At 68.8% G+C, this 16,835-nt stretch carries 11 protein-coding genes and 1 pseudogene; 10 read left to right on the top strand and 2 right to left on the bottom strand.

Annotated elements, in window-relative coordinates:
• Positions 1 to 95 precede the first annotated feature (95 nt).
• Positions 96 to 1,484, top strand: a complete 1,389-nt coding sequence (locus ACIRVK_RS38890) for an IS1380 family transposase (RefSeq protein WP_404255764.1) — start codon at positions 96 to 98, stop codon at positions 1,482 to 1,484.
• A 611-nt stretch (positions 1,485 to 2,095) separates the two neighbouring features.
• On the opposite strand, the gene ACIRVK_RS38885 is transcribed toward ACIRVK_RS38890, so the two are convergent.
• Positions 2,096 to 4,234, bottom strand: coding sequence for a glycoside hydrolase family 36 protein (locus ACIRVK_RS38885; protein ID WP_404255762.1), 2,139 nt, complete (start codon positions 4,232 to 4,234; stop codon positions 2,096 to 2,098).
• Positions 4,235 to 4,427: 193 nt separating this feature from the next.
• On the opposite strand from ACIRVK_RS38885, the gene ACIRVK_RS38880 reads away from it, so the two are divergent.
• The 7 genes and pseudogenes from ACIRVK_RS38880 to ACIRVK_RS38850 all read left to right on the top strand — a co-directional run bounded on the left by ACIRVK_RS38880 (position 4,428) and on the right by ACIRVK_RS38850 (position 12,510).
• Complete coding sequence (locus ACIRVK_RS38880; RefSeq protein WP_404255760.1) at positions 4,428 to 5,498, top strand: LacI family DNA-binding transcriptional regulator; 1,071 nt, start codon at positions 4,428 to 4,430, stop codon at positions 5,496 to 5,498.
• A gap of 91 nt (positions 5,499 to 5,589) precedes the next feature.
• The gene (locus tag ACIRVK_RS38875; RefSeq protein ID WP_404255758.1) at positions 5,590 to 6,903 is read left to right on the top strand and encodes an ABC transporter substrate-binding protein; all 1,314 of its coding nucleotides are present in this window, start codon (positions 5,590 to 5,592) and stop codon (positions 6,901 to 6,903) included.
• 77 nt (positions 6,904 to 6,980) lie between these two features.
• Complete coding sequence (locus ACIRVK_RS38870) at positions 6,981 to 7,937, top strand: carbohydrate ABC transporter permease (protein ID WP_404255756.1); 957 nt, start codon at positions 6,981 to 6,983, stop codon at positions 7,935 to 7,937.
• Positions 7,934 to 8,788 carry a carbohydrate ABC transporter permease gene (locus tag ACIRVK_RS38865; protein WP_404255754.1) on the top strand — a complete coding sequence of 285 codons (855 nt, stop codon included), beginning with the start codon at positions 7,934 to 7,936 and terminating at the stop codon, positions 8,786 to 8,788. Before ACIRVK_RS38870 ends, ACIRVK_RS38865 begins: the two co-directional genes overlap by 4 nt.
• A 106-nt stretch (positions 8,789 to 8,894) precedes the next feature.
• Positions 8,895 to 11,471, top strand: coding sequence for a CBM35 domain-containing protein (locus ACIRVK_RS38860; RefSeq protein ID WP_404255752.1), 2,577 nt, complete (start codon positions 8,895 to 8,897; stop codon positions 11,469 to 11,471).
• A 129-nt stretch (positions 11,472 to 11,600) separates the two neighbouring features.
• Positions 11,601 to 12,071 (top strand): annotated as a pseudogene (locus ACIRVK_RS38855) (ribulokinase); the annotation flags it as partial.
• A complete protein-coding gene (locus ACIRVK_RS38850; RefSeq protein WP_404255772.1) occupies positions 12,007 to 12,510 on the top strand; it encodes a DUF6262 family protein in 504 nt (167 codons plus the stop codon). The pseudogene ACIRVK_RS38855 and the gene ACIRVK_RS38850, both read left to right, overlap by 65 nt.
• 31 nt (positions 12,511 to 12,541) lie before the next feature.
• Here the strand turns inward: ACIRVK_RS38850 and ACIRVK_RS38845 are convergent, their stop codons facing one another.
• Positions 12,542 to 13,534, bottom strand: coding sequence for a phosphotransferase (locus ACIRVK_RS38845; RefSeq protein ID WP_404255750.1), 993 nt, complete (start codon positions 13,532 to 13,534; stop codon positions 12,542 to 12,544).
• A gap of 379 nt (positions 13,535 to 13,913) precedes the next feature.
• On the opposite strand from ACIRVK_RS38845, the gene ACIRVK_RS38840 reads away from it, so the two are divergent.
• A complete protein-coding gene (locus tag ACIRVK_RS38840) occupies positions 13,914 to 14,258 on the top strand; it encodes a helix-turn-helix domain-containing protein (RefSeq protein ID WP_404255770.1) in 345 nt (114 codons plus the stop codon).
• Positions 14,255 to 16,705, top strand: a complete 2,451-nt coding sequence (locus ACIRVK_RS38835; RefSeq protein ID WP_404255748.1) for a site-specific integrase — start codon at positions 14,255 to 14,257, stop codon at positions 16,703 to 16,705. Before ACIRVK_RS38840 ends, ACIRVK_RS38835 begins: the two co-directional genes overlap by 4 nt.
• Positions 16,706 to 16,835: the final 130 nt, after the last annotated feature.

The following is a 16,835-nucleotide window of genomic DNA, read 5'->3' as shown; positions in this document are numbered from 1 at the left end:
ATCAGCCCATGTCAGGGCAGACAGAAGCACCTCGGCTCGCACCACGGGATTTACCACGCCCCCGGCGCGCACCGAAGGTGCGCTGGATCGCTGAAGTGAAAGTCTCCCACAGGCCCGCGGAGCTGTTCGCCGCGTTCGACGACCCCGACCTGATCGCGCATGCTGGGCTGCTCCCCACGATCAGGCTGGCCGAGCGGTGCGGGCTGGCCGCTCTGGTGGCCGCGAAAGTGAAGTTGACCGGCGCGAAGAACGGCGCCGGGACGGCCGCCGAGGCGAAGGTCATGACCATCGTGGGCGGGATGGTGGCCGGGGCGGACAGCATCGATGACCTGGACATACTGCGTCATGGTGGGCTGGCCCGATTGTTCGGCGGGGTGCGTGCCCCGTCGACGCTGGGCACGTTCCTACGCGCGTTCACCTGGGGGCACGTGCGTCAACTGGAGTCCGCCACACGGGCGTTCACCTGTAATCTCGCCGCGCACACCGGCCTGGTCCCCACCGGGGACGAGATGGTGTTCGTTGACATCGACTCCAAGGTCAAGCAGGTCTACGGCCCGGCCAAGCAGGGCGCCTCCTTCGGCTACACCAGACAGCGTGGCCTGCACTTCCAGATCGTCACGGTCAAGACGGGCACCTGCGCGCCGGTGATCGTGGCAACGAGACTGCGCAAGGGCTCTGCCAACTCCGGCAAGGGTGCAGCGAGCCTGCTGCGCGAGGCGCTGGCCGCAGTGCGGGCGATGGGCATCACCGCGCAGATCATCGTCCGCGCCGACTCCGCGTACTTCTCCCACAAGGTCGTCGAGGCATGCCGCAAGGCCGGCGCACGGTTCTCCCTCGCGGTCGCGGTCAAGAAGAAGATCCGTGAGGCCATCGCGGGCATCGCCGAGGACGCCTGGACGCCGATCAAGTACGCCGCCGCCGTCTGGGACGCCGAGGAGGAACGCTGGATCTCCGACGCCGAGATCGCCGAGGTCCCCTTCACCGCGTTCACCAGCAAGAAGAAGGCCTTCCACGCCACCGCCCGGCTGATCGTGCGCCGGGTCAAGCGCCTGAACCCCAAGAGCGTGCCCGAGGGGCAGGCCGAACTGTTCGGCGTCTGGCGCCACCACGTCATCTTCACCGACAGCCCGTTCGTCCTGGCCCAGGCCGAACCCATGCACCGCGAACACGCCCAGGTCGAGCAGGTCTTCGCCGACCTGGAAGACTCCGCGCTGGCCCACCTTCCCTCGGGGAAGTTCACCGCGAACGCCGCCTGGCTCACCCTCGCCGCCACCGCCTACAACCTCACCCGGGCCGCCGGCCACCTCGCCTCCGTCTTCCACGCCAGGGCACGAACCGGCACCATCCGCCGCCACCTGATCAACATCCCCGCCCGGATCGCCACCGGCGCCCGCCGCCTCACCCTCCACCTGCCCCAACACTGGCGCTGGCAGGACGACTTCACCGACCTGTGGACAGCGACCGGACAGCGCATGGTCACCTGACCCGCACGACATCCTGACCGCCCACGACCCGAAAGACCTTGGAGACCTCGCACCGGACGGCCACCCGGCGATCACCGCTGCCCGCATCCCGAAGAAACGCCCGGAACCCACCCGACACCCGTGATCAGAATTCACGCGGTGGATCGAGGCTGACCCGACGAAGGACAACTGAATACCGTCGGGGTCTCCAGAGTGGGTTTCATCGCATCCCGCCGCATGGAATGGACGCCGCCGGCGCCCTCCGGTGCGACTCCAGGCTTCCACCGGAGGCGCACCGGAGGGGCCCCGTCGGCCACGAGTTCGCGGGCTTCTTCGAGGGCGCGCGGGCCCCGGTGGCGGGCCGTGACTTCCCGCAGCGCGGTGTCGACGGTGTCGCCCTTGGTGGTGAGCAGTTCGTCACGCGACTGTCCAGGCCTGCTAGAACGGCTGTTGAGGCTCCGCCCGGCGACTCGGGACCGGACCATCAACGCGATGGAAGGGCGATCCGCTACGGGGAGGTCGGGGGGCCTGACCGAGCTGGGCGGACGTCGGCCGTCGCGGGCCCGGGGTGCCCCGAAGACGCTCGGGGGCCGGACAGGGACCGCGAAGACCGGCACGGATCGGCGGGGACGTCAGCCGGCGGACTCTTCGCCGGTGGTGCCGAGTCGGACCAGCACGGCCGTGTTGGGGCGTGGCAGGGAGACGGTGAGTTGCCCAGTGGTCGCGTCCCATGTCGCTGTGGCGCCGGAGTCGGTCGGGTAGAGCACTTCGAGGTGCTGGGGAGTGCTTGTGTTGCGGGGGAGCTGGATGGTCCGGCTGCCGGTGTTCTCGATGGCTTCGGTGTCCGAGGTGGGCTCCCGTCTCCACAGTGCGAGGAAGGCCGCGGAGTCGGTGCGCAGTCCGTGCGCCAGCCAGTTGTCGTCCCATGTCGGCAGACCGAGGGGCCAGAAGGGAAGTGCGCCGCTGATCTCCGGTCGGATGCTCTTGTAGAGGTCGACGGCGGAGCGGACGAGGGCGGACTGTGCGTCGTCCATGCGGTCCAGGAAGCCGGAGAGATGCACGCGGCCCATCAGCGCGGTGGTCATGGTGAAGGCGATCTCGTCGAAGTCGAAGTGGGGCTGGGGGTAGGCCCAGACGGCCGCCTGCTCGGGTGTGACCGCGGTGGCCGCCGCGGCGGCGATGGGCGGGTAGCGCCGGGGGTCCTGCTGGTCGCTGGTGGACTGCAGTTGGGCGACGGAGAGTTGCGCGTAGTCCATGCGCAGCCCCCCTGACCCGCAGTTCTCGAGAACCAGGCCGGGGTGGCGGTCCAGGAGTGAGGCGAGCCAGTCCAGGTGGGCGCGGTGGTGTCCGAGCAGGCCGGCGCCTGCGCTTTCGGTGCCGTTCTCGGTGCCGGGGCCGATGTTGATGTTGTAGTCGAGTTTGAGGTAGCCCACGCCCCACTCGCCCACGATCCGGTCGAGGACGCGGTCGAGGTGGGCGCGGGCGGCGGGGTGGCGCAGGTCGAGGTGGTGGCGGCCGTGTTCGGTCAGCCGGATTCCGCCGCGGCGGAAGAACGCCTCGTCCGGCAGGGTGCGGGCCAGCGGGCTGCGTACGCCGACCACTTCGGGTTCCAGCCACAGCCCGGGTGTCATGCCGTGTTGCCTGATGGCGTCGAGGACTTCCTGGATTCCGCCCGGGAAGCGGCGTCCGGCGGGTTCCCAGGCGCCCACGGCGTCCCACCAGCCCTGGGCGTCGTCGTCGTACCAGCCGGCGTCGATGACGAAGACCTCCGCCCCGGCGGTACTGGCTGCCTCGATGAGCGGCAGGAGCTTGGCGGTGGTGGGATCGCCCATGAGGGTGTTCATGTAGTCGTTGTAGATCACCGGCAGAGCGCGGTGGTCGGGGTGGTCGCGGCGGATGAGGCGGCGGTAGGCGGTGAGTTCGCCGAACGCGCAGTCCAGTCCGCCGGTCGCGGCGCGTACGAGGACGGCCGGTACGGTGGTGAACTCCTCGCCGGGGGCCAGGGTCTGGCGCCACTGATGGTGGGCGTCGTCGGGTCCGAACAGGGCGAGATAGGCGGCGCCTTCGCGTTCCCCGGTCTCGTAGCGCCAGCCGGCGCTCGACTCGATCTGCCACAGCCAGGCGCCCTCGCCGCCGTCGGTGAGGGCGGCGAGGGGCAGATGCCGGCCGGTCGACCAGGAGCCCTGGGAGTACCGCTCGAAGCAGCCGCGGCCCTCGTGGCCGTGGGCGGCCCGGCTCAGCGGGACGACCTGGTCGCGGAAGGCGGCCTGCCGCCAGCGGCACTCGGCGAGCCAGTCGTTGTCCGCCCAGTGCAGGGTCAGGCCATCGAGGCCGGCCGCCGGGCCGACGATGCCGCCGAGGGTGAGGGTGGAGACGCTCTCCAGGTGCAGGGGGGTGTCGCCCTCGTTGACCAGGCGTACCCGCGAGCGCAGGAAGCTTGAGCCGGGGACGGTGCTCAGCGTGAGGTCGGCGGCGAGGCGGGTCTGCGGGTCGGTCAGCCGGATCGTGGTGTGCCGCCACTGTCCGTCCTGGGCCGTGTCATGGCCGCGGAGCACCAGGCGGCTGCCGACGGTCGTGTCGATGAAGCGTTCCCCGGACCAGGTGCGTCCGTGTCCGGTGAGGACGACCTCGACGACGGGGACGAGGGCGTCCCACGGCTGATCGGCGCCGGTCAGTCTGACCGACCCGGCGGGGTCGGTGACGGCGCTCAGTCCGAGGGCTTCATGGGTCCACAGCAGAGACTCCTGGGCGATTTCAGCGGTAGCTGTCAACGCGATTTCCCTTCTGGGACTGATCAATGGCTTCCGTGGTCACTCACGAGTGTCTCGGGTGGTTTGCGCAGGTGGCGTGGGGGTTCTGGGGTTCTCCGGGGCTGCGGAGTGAAACGCCGCGTTTTGTGCCTGAGAGGTAACGTCGTGGTTGCAGCCTCTTGACGCCCGTGTTGTGACCGCTCACAATCCTCGCATGTCTGTGACCGGTCACACAAGCTCCGGAGCTCACGCCGACCCCCAGGGGAAACAGCAGAAGCCCGCCAGCATCCGCGACGTCGCCCAGGCGGCCGGCGTCTCCTACCAGACCGTTTCGAGGGTCATCAACGACCACCCGAACGTGAAGGAAGAGACACGCCGCAGGGTCGAGGCCGCCATCGACGAACTCGGCTTCCAGCGCAACGCCACCGCGTTCGCCCTGGCCAGCGGGGTCACCAAGTCGGTCACAGTACTGACGTCCAACACCGTCCTCTACGGCTACGCAGCCACCCTGCAAGGCCTGGAGGAGGCCGCCCGCGCCGCGGGCTACTCGGTCGGCGTCCGGGTCCTGACCCCGGAGGACGACCTCGACCGGACGATCGCCACCGCAACCGCGGCCGGAGGCGGGATCATGGTCATCGGCTTCGACCGGCTCGGAGCGGCGGCCCTGGACCGTATTCCGTCCAACGTGCCGTGCGCCGCGGCCGTCGAAGCCCCGCCGCCGGGCCGGACACCTCCCCGTCCGGCGGTGTGGGTCGATGACCGGGAGGCGGCCCGCGCCGCCACCGAGTACCTGCTCGAACTCGGCCACCCCACCGTCCATTACGTGGCGATCCCGACGTCCACGGGCTCCCGGCGCTCGACGGCACCACGCGCCGAGGGCTGGCGCCAGGCCCTGAAGGCGGCCAGCGTCACCCCGCCGCCGCCCACCGGCAAGGGCTGGGACGCGCAGGCCGGTTACGACGCGGGCCGCAAGCTCGCCCGGGACCCGGACGTCACCGCGATCCTGTGCGGCAACGACGACCTGGCGCTGGGCGTGCTGCGCGCCCTGCATCACGCCGGCCGGTCCGTGCCGGAAGACGTCAGCGTGATCGGTTTCGACGACGCCCCCCATTCCGGGTTCGTCACCCCTGCCCTCACCACGGTCCGCCTGGACTTCCAGGGACTCGGCCGGTCCGCCTTCGGACTCCTGCGAGGCCAGCTCGAGTCCGACTATCAGCCACCCGCGCCGACGCTCGTCGGCCCCGACCTGATTAGGCGCGAGAGCTCAGGGGTCCGGGACGCATGACCCGGGCCCTCTCGCGCCCCTGCTTCGCCTTAGCCATCACCCACCTTCACAGCACCGCTCCGCCAACCCCCGCGTGCCTAAGGAAAGACCTATGAAGAGAGCCGTCTCCTCCCTCGCCGCCGTGTGTGCCCTCGGCCTGGCCGCCACCGCCTGCAGCGACGCCACCGGCGGCAGCAGCGCCGGTGCCGCCCCGACCGGGTCCGTGAACGCGACCGCGAGCCTGAAGGGCGTCCACCTGACGATGTGGGTGGCGCAGAACAGCGTCGGCGAGCCCAAGCAGGCCATCGACGCTTTCGAGAAGGCGACCGGCGCTGTCGTCAGCACCCAGGTGATACCGGACCCCTACGAGTCGAACGTGCCCACCAAGCTGGCCTCCGGCGACAAGCCCGACCTGATGTTCTGGCAGCCCACGGGCTCCACGCTGCCGTTCATCCAGCCGCAGAAGAACCTGCTGCAGCTGGACAACGAGGACTGGGTCTCCAAGCTCGGCCCGACCGAGCAGAGCCTCGGCAAGGTCGACGGCCACCGCTATGCCGCGATCGTCACCAGCCCGGCCTCCCTCGGCGTCTACTACAACAAGGCCGTCTTCGCCAAGGCCGGCATCACCAAGATGCCCACGAGCTACGACGAGCTTCTCACCACCGCCGCGACGATCAAGTCGAAGACGGGTGTCGCGCCGTTCTTCGAGGTGGGCGGCGACAAGTGGCCGCTGCAGTGGCAGGTGCAGCTGCAGATGACCGACCTGCCGCAGAGCTTCTGGGACAAGCTGAACAAGAACCAGGCCAAGTGGACCGACCCGGTGATCGTGAACGCGATCAAGAAGTACAAGACGAAGGTCCTGGACGGCGGGCTGGCGCAGAAGGACTACAAGACCGCGACCTTCGTGGACCAGGGCAAGGCGATCCTGGACGGCAGCGCAGCGATGGCCGTGAACGTCACCTCGCTGCAGAGCGAGATCCAGGCGACGTCCAGCACCGCCGAGATGGACCAGAAGCTGGGCTGGTTCCCCGTCTCCAACAGCTCCGGCAAGGCCCTGTACTCGCCCGACCAGACCAACGGTGTCGTCGCCTTCAACACCGGCGACGCCAAGCGGCAGAACGCGGCCCGGCAGTTCCTGTCCTTCTGGCTCGGCAAGGACTACCCGGCCTACCTCGCGGCGAACAAGGTCGTCTCGGTGGAGCCGTCCGTGCCCAACCCCGCCGGTCTGCCACAGACCGCCACCGCCCAGGCCGACTCGCTCTCCACCGCGACCGGTGTGTTCCAGGTCAAGGCGCTGACCGCGCCTGACATGCACCTCGCCCTGGCCGACATGATCTACGGCAAGAAGACGCCCCAGCAGGTGGCCCAGGCCGCCGAGGACCAGTTCACCCAGGTCCTCAAGGCGCGCGGCGTGTCCGGCTTCTGACCGGCGCGTCCCCTCGCCAGCCCCGCCCCGGGCTGCTCCCAGCCGGTACAGCCCGGGGTCATCCACCGGAGGTAGCAGTGGCGGACACAGCCACGATCGGCGTCACCGACGTCAACCCCAGCAAGGAAGCGGGCCGTTCGTCCCGGCGCGCCCCCCGCCGTCGGCCGCGCGGCAAGTCCAACCAGCCGTGGTGGTTCGCCCTTCCCGCGCTCGCCGTTTTCGGCGCCTTCTTCCTGCTGCCGAACCTGCTCAACTTCGTCTACCCGTTCACCAACTGGTCGGCGTTCCACTCGAACATCCAGTTCGCCGGACTGTCCAACTTCCGCAGCGTCCTGCAGGACGGCTCGATGCTCCGGGACATCCGCATCACCGTGGAGTACGCGGTCCTGGTCGCCCTCTTCCAGAACGGCTTCGGGCTTGTCCTGGCCCTGCTGCTGGAGCGCGACACCCGCTTCAACCGCTTCTTCCGCGCCGTCTTCTTCCTTCCGGTGCTCATCTCGGCCCTCGCGGTCGGCTACATCTTCCGCGCCCTGCTCGCCCAGGACGGCGCCCTCAACAGCGTCCTGTCCTCCCTCATGGGACACCATGTCGACACCCCCTGGCTGGGCTCCACGACCTGGACGCTGGTCGTGGTGACCCTCATCCACGGCTGGAAGTGGATGGGCCTGGCCATGCTGATCTACCTGGCGGGCCTGAAGAGCATGCCGGGCGACGTCCTGGAGGCGGCTCGCATCGACGGCGCCGGCGGCTGGCGCACCTTCTGGTCCATCAGGTTCCCGCTGCTGGCCCCCGCGGTGACCTTCAACGTCACCACGGCCCTGATCGGCTCCATGAACACCTTCGACATCGTCCAGGCCACCACCGCCGGCGGCCCGGGCAGCGAGACGGAGGTCTTCAACATCTACATGTTCCGCGTCTTCGGCCAGGGGCTGTACGCCCAGGCGTCCGCGATGAGCCTGGTCCTCTTCCTCATCGTCGTCGTCCTCGCTGTGCCCGTCATCGTCGGCCTGCGCCGAAGGGAGAACAACCAGTGACCACCGCACCCGTGTTCGTCCCCGCGCGCCGGCAGCTGCCGCGCTGGGTGCAGCCGGTGGCCGTCGTGCTCATCGCCGCCGTCACCATCGGCATCCCGCTGTGGCTCGTCGTGGTCACCTCGATGAAGCCGCAGGCCGAGGCGATCAAGCCCAACCTCTCCCTGCCGCACCACATCCAGGTCGCGGACAACTACCAACAGACCTTCGACCAGGGCAAGATCATCCAGGGTTTCGTCAACAGCCTTCTCGTCGTGGTCCCTTCGGTCGTCCTCGTCCTGCTGCTGGGCGCGGGCGCCGCCTGGGTCTTCGCCCGCCGCACCGGACGCCTGGTCGGCACCCTGTACGCGCTGAGCATCAGCGGACTGCTCCTTCCCCCGGCCGTGATTACCATCGTGATGGAGCTGCGCCAGATGGGCCTGGCCGGCACCCAGCTCGGCATGATCGCCGTCTACACCGGCATGTACCTGTCCACGTCGATCTTCTTCATGACCGGCTTCATCAGAAACCTCCCCGAGGAACTGGAGGAGGCCGCGCGCATGGACGGCGCGAGCCCGGCCCGGGTCTTCTTCAAGATCATCCTGCCGCTGCTGCGGCCCGTCATCGCCACCGCGACGATCATGGTGATGCTGTTCGCCTGGAGCGACATCTTCTACGCCTTCTTCGTGCTCGGCGGTGGCTCCAAGGCCACGCTGCCGCTCAACCTCTACCAGGTCGCCAACGCCCAGCTGTACCTCAACAACTGGCACCTGATCTTCGCCTACGTCGTGATGATGAGCCTGCCCATGGTGGCGGTCTTCGTTGTCGCCCAGCGCCGGGTCGTCGCCGGCATCACCAGCGGGGCCGTCAAGTAGCCCCGCGCCCATGATCCCCGGGGCGTGACTCCCCGCACGCCCCGGCCCATCACCCCCGGTTCCACCCACGATCCTCCCGCAGCGACGCGGGAGGCGGAGGACACGCATGCCTCGAACCGATCACAGATCCGGACATGTCCGGCGCCTGGTGGGTGCGGTGACCTTCACCGCCGTCCTGGCCGCCACCGCCCTGACCGGTCCGGTCGCCCACGCGGCCAACCCCCAGCTGACCGTCGACCTCGGCCAGACCACCGGCGCGGTCATGCACGGTGCCAACGGCGCCCTGTACGGCCTCAGCGACGACGGCGTTCCCAGCGACAGCATCACCACCCCCCTGCATATGACGTCGATCGCCACCAAGGCGCCCGACGGCGCCCAGCACCCCAACGGCGACGCGCTGGTCGTCCAGCCCCAGTTCGCCCGGGGCGGCGGCAGCGACAACCTCATCTACATGCAGGACATCTACGCCAACTGGCCCTACGAGAACCTGGGCCTGAGCGACTACCTGTCCAAGGTCGACACGATGGTCCGCAAGGTCGCCGGCCGGTCGGACGCCGACTCGTTCGTGTGGGTGCCCTTCAACGAGCCGAACGGTGGCAACTGGTACAGCGGCCTGAGCAGTTCGAACACCACCACCTACACCAACACCCGCAACCAGTTCGAGAGCGACTGGACCACCGTCTACAACAAGATCCGCTCGATCATCCCGAACGCCAGGATCGCCGGCCCCAACGAGACCAACTGGGACGCCCGCTTCATGGGCGACTTCTACCCCTGGGCCAAGGCCAACAACGTCCTGCCGGACGTCACCACCTGGCACGAGCTGGACCCCAGCTCGCTGTCCGACTTCGAGTCGCACATCAACGCCTACCGGACCATCGAGACCAACGCCGGCATCAGCCACCTGCCGGTCAACATCGACGAGTACGGAGACCGCCGCGACCTCTCCGTCCCGGGTCAGATGATCCAGTGGATGTCCATGTTCGAACGGAACAAGGTCTACGCCGACCAGGCCTACTGGGACATCGCAGGTAACCTCGACGGCAACGTCAGCCAGACCAACATCCCCAATGGCGACTGGTGGCTGCTGCGCTGGTACGCGGGCCTGACCGGCCAGACCGTCAAGGTGACCCCGCCCCAGTCCAACGTCATCGACACCCTGCAGGGCATCGGCTCCCTCGACACCGGCCGCAAGCAGGCCCAGGTGCTGCTCGGCGGCGGCACCTCCGGCTCGGTCGACACCGTCGTCCAGCACATACCGGCCTCCTTCGGCAGCAGCGTCGACGTCTCCGTCGAGCGCACCGCCTGGAGCGGCTACGAGGGCGCGGGCGCCACGCCGACCGTGCTGTCCCGCAGCACCATGACCGTCGCCGCCGACGGCAGCATCACCGTCCCGCTGACGGGCCTCGACCCGATGGCGGCCTACCGCGTCCTCATCAACCCCGCCGGCAGCGGCACGCCCACCGCCGCCAACCCGCCCTGGCAGGCGTCGTACGAGGCCGAGAACGCGACCATCACCAGCGGCACCGTCTACACCCAGGGCACGGTGTCCAACGCCAACGGCTACGCCACCTCGGGCACCAAGGACGTCGGCAGTCTGAACCAGTCCACCAGCAAGGTCGCCTTCAGCGTCAACGTCCCGACCACGGGCACGTACAACCTGAACATCTACTACGGCAACCAGTCCAGCCAGACCGCCACCCCCGCCACCCAGACCCTCACCATCGACGGCGGCAGCGCCACGACCATCACCTACCAGCCCACCCTGAACTGGACCTACCGCTCCACGGTGAGCACACCGGTGTCCCTGACGGCCGGCACGCACACCCTGACCCTTGCCAAGGGCGCCACGGGCGAGGTCACCCTCGACAAGATCGACCTCACCGCGACCCCCGGACAGGACCCCGTCTACCCCGCCACCTACGCCGACATCACCGGCTCCCCGTCCTACGACTACTCCGCCGCCGGCATCAGCGGCGCGGGCGCCCTGGTCCTGGCCTCCGGAGACAAGGCCGCCTTCGACGTCTACGCCCCCACCGACGGCTACTACACCGTCCACGCCGACTACTCCTCCACCGCCAGCAGCACCCTCAGCCTGGACGGCGCCACCGCCTCCACCCTCGCCTCCACCGGCGGCAGCCTCACCGACAAGACCCAGCGGCTGTACCTGTCGGCGGGCAACAACCGCATCACCGCGACCGGCCCGTCCAGCGGCAGCCTCACCCTGCGCGACCTGCGCGTCACCGGCACGGCCGACACCACGGGCGTCACCGCCTACGAAGCGGAGAACGCCACCCGCGCCGGCACCGCCGCAGTCTCCGCCAACTCCTGGGCCTCCGGCGGCAACTACGTCGGCTACATCGGCAACGGCTCCGGCAACACCCTCACCTTCCAGGTGAACGCCGCCTCGGCCGGGCGCTACGTGCTGAACGTGCGCTACGCCAACGACCAGGTCTCCGGATCCGGCAACTACAACACCAACGTCGTCTCCCGAGCCGCGAACATCACCGTCAACGGCACCGCCCAGACCGTCATGTTCCGCAACAACTACAGCTGGTCGAGCTGGTGGGACCTGCCCGTCCCGGTCACCCTCAACGCCGGCACCAACACCATCACCTTCGGCAACTCCTCCACCTACGCACCCGACATCGACCGGGTGAGCGTCGCGCCGCTGAACGGCTGACGGCACCGCCGGCCGGGGCCTCTCGCAGGCCCCGGCCGGCCAGCACCCCTCGCATCCGCCTTCTCGATCCCTCTATTCGCCTCACCGAACAATGTTCGAAATACCGACGGCAGAAGGGCGCCCCTCACCGTGAACGCCGAGCACCAGAAAGAACTCCACTCCGACGCCTGCGTCATCGGAGTCGACTACGGGACCCTCTCCGGGCGGGCCGTGGTGGTCCGGGTCCGTGACGGCGCGGAGTTGGGCAGCGCGGAACACCCCTATGCGCACGCCGTCCTGGACCGCGAACTGCCCGACGGCACCCGACTGCCTCCAGACTGGGCGCTCCAGGTGCCCACCGACTACCTGGACGTCCTGCGCTACGCGGTGCCCGAGGCGCTCGCCAGCGCCGGAGTACGCCCCGAGCGGGTCATCGGCATCGGCACGGACTTCACCGCGTGCACGGTCCTGCCGGTGCTGGAGGACGGCACACCACTGTCTGAGCTGCCCGAGTACAGTGCCCGTCCGCACGCCTACGTCAAGCTGTGGCGCCACCATGCCGCGCAGGGTCAGGCGGACCGGATCAACGCGCTGGCCGCGGAGCGCAAGGAGCCGTGGCTGGAGTCTTCCCGCCGCCCCATCTCTGATCTTGCGTGGAATCCCCGGCTTCGGCCGGGGGGTCACATTCGAGACCGTCGCGAAGCAGGCCGGAGTATCCCGGTCCTGGCTCTATGCCCAGCCGGACCTGCGAGCAGAGATCGAGCGACTGCGGGCAGCACACCGCCGGGAACCCAGATCGCCGGTTCCCGCACGTCAGCGCACTTCCGATGCTTCGCTGCTGCGACGGCTCGAAGCCGCCAACGCCCGCATCCGGCGGCTCACCGAAGAGAACCAGCAACTCCGCGAGCAACTCGCCCGTGCCCTCGGCGAACAACGCGCCGCGACGACCCGCACCAACTCACCGCGGGCAGGCGCAAGCAACCCTGTCGACGGTCACCCAGTTCCCCACCGTCAGCGTCAGCTTCCCCGCCCACCCGTTCGAGCTGATCGTGTCGAGTAGGCGGATGCTCGGCGCGGCCCTGTGTATCCAGCTACACCAACGGCAGGAGCGCCAGCGCCTCTGTCAGGTTGTGCTCAGCGATCCCCTGCATGAACGCCCGGTCGGGGAAGTCACCGTCGAGGAGACGCAGTGGACCGGCCACCAGCGACAGACGCATCGCGAGCATATAGAGGTCGAGGCGCTGCGGATCAAAACCGGGCCGGGCCAGTGCGGGGTACCACTCGCCGAAGCGGAGCTGGAGGAAGACGTGCTCCCACTCGACGTCGAAGTACATCAGGCCCTCGATGTCGATCAGGACAGGGTGACCTTCGGCGTCGACCAGGACGTGGTCGGGTCCGAGTTCACCGTGGATCAGTCCGTATTGCGCGCGAGGGCTCACCCGATCAGCCAGTTCCTGCAGACGGTCGCGCAATGCCGTGCCGGCTGCCGCGATCCTGCCGTCACGCGCCGCCGTCTCCTCAAGGTCCCGCATGGCGCGGTCGAGGACCCGTCGCTCGCACGAGATCTCGGATGCGAAGCCGCCCCGCTCCAACAGATCCACCCTGCCGTAGTGCTGGGCCTGGTGCCGGTGCATCACCTCAAGCATCTCGGCGAGGTCACCCAGGGCTCCCGCGGCGCGCGTGGGATCGGTTTCGAAGAGGGCTTCGAGCGTGCCGCCGGAGGCATCCTCGACCACGGCGACGTCCGCCGGATACTGGCGACGGCTGTCATCCGCCAGGAGCACCTGCGGAACCCGCACCCCGAGGCTGTTCAAGCTCCGCTGCGCGGTGAGGAACGGGATCAGCCCATAGGCGGGCGCGAACGGGTCAGCCGGGTCGGCTTCGCGCGCACCTGGCCAGAAGTTCTCAGCTTCGGCCCAGCTGTAGATGATCACACTCGCCGGGTGGCTTCCATCGAGGCGGACCCGGTACACCCCTTTCTTGCTTCCCCCACGCAACCGGTCCACCGCGACAATGTGGCATCCCGCTCCCAGTGCGTCACGCACAAGCCCCGACAGGTCTTCGATGTCCGCGAATTGCCGCATCCGCAGAACCTACTGAAGACGTCACCGCGCGTGCCACTGGATACCTCCTCCGCAGCCTCCGACTGCCGACGAATGACCGACGCCCGGGAGACCCTCCAGGAGACCGTCGACGAGCAATCCCAGGTCGGTAACGATCGGCCCGTGCTGAAAGGCCCCCAATGCCCTCATCAGCTACGTCACGGACAACGACCGCAACACAAACGCACAGGTCAACAGCCTGCCAACCCAGCGAACTAAAGATAATCCAGCAGCAGGTCGGCCACGAGTGCGACAGTTCCACTGCCATCTACACGCACGTCAGCGACGACTTCATGAACACTGCCCTGACCAAGGCCCTGGCCCCGGCGTTCGCCGGAGCCTGACGAGGAAGGACCCGATGATGGTCGCCAAGCTCGACTACCGCTGGCACCTGCGCAAAGTCATGGCGGACCGCGAGATGTTCTCCACTACCGACCTGCTGCCTCTGCTGAAGGAACGCGGCATCACGCTGTCCACGAGCCAGGTCTACCGGCTCGTCGTCGAGCGACCCGAGCGACTCAGTCTGAAGATCCTCATGGCCCTGATGGACATCCTGGACTGCACCATGGACGACCTCATCGAGCCGATCACCGGGGCCGACGTCGCGGCGAAGCCGAAGAAGGCCGCTGCGGGCGGAGCCGCAGTCACCGAAGGCATCGGCGGACTGCGGCCCAAGCGGGCTCGTATCAGGGGAGTTGACCGGTGACGGGTACTGCGGAGGAAGTCCTCGCGGACCCGGTCGGCCTGGTGGTGCGGCTCGTCGGCAACGTCGAGAAGCACCTGGACGCCGCCGAGGTCCGTGACATTGTCTGCACGGTCGTACGCGCACGAGCCGGTCGCCGCAGCCTCGCCCAGGCACTGCACGACGACCCGTCACTGTTGCGGACCGGGCGGCCACCGGCGCCCTACTGCGTCGCGAAACTGCTGATGGCCCTGAACGAGGCCGGCGCCCAGAACGTCGCACTGCCCCGCTGCGGCGAGTGCGGCCGCGCATGCCGCTACGTCGGCAGCAGCACCGGAGGGCGGTGGGGATGTTCTCCCTGTTTCGACAAGCCAGCCGTCTGCGCGGGATGCCGTGAAGAGCGACGTGTCGTCAGCCGGGACCGTCACGGCGAGCCCCGCTGCGCGAACTGCCCGGATACCGAGGGCGATCCGCTCCATGAGCTCACCGAACTCGTCACGAGCCTCGATCCCGCCCTCAACGACGAGTTGGTCCTGGCCGCGCTCGGGCGAGCCACCGTCCGGCCCGCCGGCCAGCGCCGCCTGGCCTGGGCCGTCGTCGCCCGTCCCGAGCTGCTGACCAGCGCCGGTCACGAAGCACCCACCCCGGCCGTCCTGCGGTTCATCGACGAACTCGTCAAGGCCGGGGCGACCAAGGTCGCCCGACCGGCCTGCCCACGCTGCCACGGAGTGAAGGCGCTGTCCAAGCTGCTGGACGGCAAGAGGATCTGCCGGGCCTGCTTCGCCCGCCACGCGGCCATCCCCTGCTTCGGCTGCGGCGCCGTACGTGAGCCCGCCACCCGCGACGCCGAGGGCCGACCTCTGTGCCCGAACTGCTTGATCAGACAGCCCGCGAACCTGGAGGAGTGCGTCGGCTGCGGCCGACGCAAGCCCGTCGCGAACCGGCTGCCTGACGGCCCGCGCTGCCAGAACTGCCGGCCGAGGATCACCGCGGAGTGCGGCATCTGCGGGCGGACAGCGCTCTGCGACATGTCCCGGGCCACCGGCCAGCCCTGGTGCGACCGCTGCCAGCAGCGATGGGTGGCCTGCAGCGACTGCGGCACCGTCGCCCAGGCCCGCGGCGGCACCTGGGAGGCGCCGTTGTGCGCGAAGTGCACCAATCCCGACCCGGACTTTTGGGGCCGCTGCCCGGCCTGCACCATCACCTGGCAGCTCAGCACCCGCCCCTGCCAGCGATGCGTCCTCGACCAGCAAGTACGCGACCTCCTCGGCGACGCCACCGGGGTCATCCGCCCCGAACTCACCCCGTTTCATGAGGCGTTGACGAGTGCCGAAAGGCCGGACGTCGCCATGGCCTGGATCGCCCGCTCGAAAGCCCGAGACCTTTTGGAACGCATAGGACGCGACGAGCGGCTCGTCACCCACGAGGTCCTCGACGAACTGCCCCCGGGCAAGGTGCTGGCCCACCTGCGCAGTGTCCTGGTCGCGACCGGCTCCCTGCCGCCCCGCGACGAGCGCCTCATCGTCCTGGAGAAATGGATCACCGCGACCGTCCAGGCCCGCGCCGGCCTCGCAGAGCGCCGGATCCTGCACGGCTACGCGGTCTGGCACCACATGCGCCGACTCCGACGCCGCCTTGGCGATGACCACACCACCCGGCTCCAGGACCTGAACGTGCGCTGCCACGTCACCGCGGCCAACAACTTTCTCGACTGGCTCGGCTGCGAAGGGCTCACGCTGGGGACCTGCACTCAGACGAACCTGGAACGCTGGATGGCCGACTCCACGGTCAGCTACCGCAACGAGACCGGCCATTTCGTCCGCTGGTCGGTACAGCACCGACATGCCCGTGACCTGACCTACGGCACCGTCCGCTGGACCGGTCCGCTCGGCACCATCGACAGCGAGAAACGCTGGGCTGACGCTCGCCGCCTCCTCAACAACGACACGCTGCCGATGCCGGACCGCGTCGCAGGACTGCTACTGATCCTCTACGCACAGAAGATCGCCACCATCAGCCAACTCACTATCGATGACGTCCACTTCGACGGCGACACCGTCTCCATCACGTTCGGCACCTCGCCGGTCGTCCTGCCCGCGCCGTTGGCCAGCCTGGTCCGCGAACTCGTCGCAACCCGCCGCGGCAAGGCCAAGATCGGCACTCCGGAGATCGTTCCCTGGCTGTTCCCGGGAGGACATCCAGGGCGCCCCCTCAGCGACAGCCAGATCGGCAACCGTCTCCATAAGATCGGGATCCGACCGAAGCAGGATCGCTCCACCGCACTGTTCACTCTCGCGACCGAACTCCCCGCCGCGATCCTCGCCCGGATGCTCGGTGTCCACATCAAGGTCGCCGTCCAGTGGCAGCAGGCATCTGCGGGGGACTGGGCCGCCTACGCCGCCGATGTGGGTCAGCGCGCAAGCAGGACATCCACTCGTTCAAGTTCAGTAGCGACCGACGAGAGTGCCTGACGGCGCGGTTCCACCAAACACGAGAAGGCCCGATCAAAGCGCCCCGCCTACCGTCGCCTCGATGACGGCTTGAGCCCGTACTGCGGCCGGATCTGCACCAGCCTCGTCCCGCAATCTCCACCTTTCGGAT

This window comes from Streptomyces sp. NPDC101152 (genome assembly GCF_044768275.1).
GTDB lineage: Bacteria > Actinomycetota > Actinomycetes > Streptomycetales > Streptomycetaceae > Streptomyces.
The sequence above is the reverse complement of the archived record's forward strand: the minus strand, read 5'-3'. Positions and strand labels throughout refer to the sequence as shown.